This window comes from Burkholderia sp. GbtcB21 (assembly GCF_019091065.1).
In the GTDB taxonomy this organism is placed as follows: Bacteria; Pseudomonadota; Gammaproteobacteria; order Burkholderiales; family Burkholderiaceae; genus Burkholderia; species Burkholderia pyrrocinia_C.
Map to the genome: position 1 here is coordinate 1 of NZ_JAGXKA010000058.1, position 1,364 is coordinate 1,364.

Genomic DNA, 1,364 nt, shown 5'->3' on the forward strand with positions numbered 1-1,364 from the left:
TACGGCGAGGGTATGCCCGGAATCCTGTACAACGATGGCCAAAGCTATCTGTATCGGCGCGCCCGGACGGTCACGCCCAGCGACGCGGGGCTGGACGTCGGATACGACGCCGCCCGGCCGCTGGCCATCCCCTGCGGCGAGATGAGCGCGGCCGCCTTGATGGACCTCACCGGGGACGGCACCCTCGATGCCGTGCGCACCGAGCCGGGCATGGCCGGCTTCTTCTCGCGCGACGGCGACCAAGGTTGGCAGCGCTTCATCCCGTTTGCCGCCTTTCCGAGCGAGTTTCGGCATCCTCAGGCGCTGCTCAGCGACCTGAGCGGTGATGGCCTGGCGGACCTGGCGCTGATCGGTCCCAGCAGCGTGCGATTCTGCGCCAACCGGGGCCGCGGCGGCTTTGCCCCGCCCCGCCAGATCGACCACCCCGGTCCGGACAACCTGCCGGTGCCTCCGGGGGGCGGCCAGACCCTGACGGCCTTCGCCGACGTGCTCGGCAGCGGCCAGCAGCACCTGGTGCGGATTCGCCATAACGCGGTGACCTGCTGGCCCAATCTGGGCCAGGGTCGCTTCGGCGCGCCGCGCGAGCTGCCGCTCACCCTGGCTCCTGCGATTACCGCGGCGAACTTCGACCCCGCCCGGGTGTGGCTGGCCGACATCGATGGCAGCGGCACGGCCGACCTGCTGTATCTCGATCACCGCACGCTCTACGTGCACCGCAACCAGTGCGGCAACCGTTTCGCCGCGGCCCAGACGCTGAGCTTGCCGGACGAGCTGTGCTACACCGACCTGCACCAGGTGAGCGTGGCGGACCTGTATGGCAACGGCACCAGCGTGCTGATCATCAGCCGGCTCCATCCGCAGCCGGCCCACTGGGTGTGCGACTTCTCGCGCGGCGTCAAGCCCCATCTGCTGGCGGGGTTGAACGACAACATGGGAGCGCAGACGCGCCTGACCTACGCAAGTTCCGCGCACGAATGGCTCGACGAGCGGCAAGCCGATCCGCAGGCGCGTAGCCGCCTGCCGTTTCCGGTGTCGGTACTCAAGCGGCTGGAACAGGTCGACGAGGTCAATCACAACACGCTGGAGCAGACCCTGGAATACCGGCAGGGCTACTACGACGACGAGGACCGCCAGTTCCGCGGCTTCGGACGGATCCTGCGTACGGATATGCCCAGCCCCTTGGGCGCCGAGCAGCGTGACGCGGCGGGCACGCCCTACATTCCGGCCATGCAGACGCGGACCTGGTACCACACCGGCGACCCGGACGGCCGGGTGGGCGGCGCCCCCTACGACGGCGACCCGCTCGCGGCGGCCCTGTCGCCGCTGCGGATCGAGACGAAGGACGGTCAGGCCATCCCGTTGCC

Annotated in this window: 1 protein-coding gene; it reads left to right on the top strand. The window is 69.6% G+C overall.

The genetic code is table 11. The features are described from left to right. Positions 1–12: 12 nt before the first annotated feature. A partial coding sequence (locus KVT39_RS38265) for a toxin TcdB middle/N-terminal domain-containing protein (RefSeq protein WP_306795628.1) occupies positions 13–1,364 on the top strand: 1,352 nt, incomplete at its 3' end.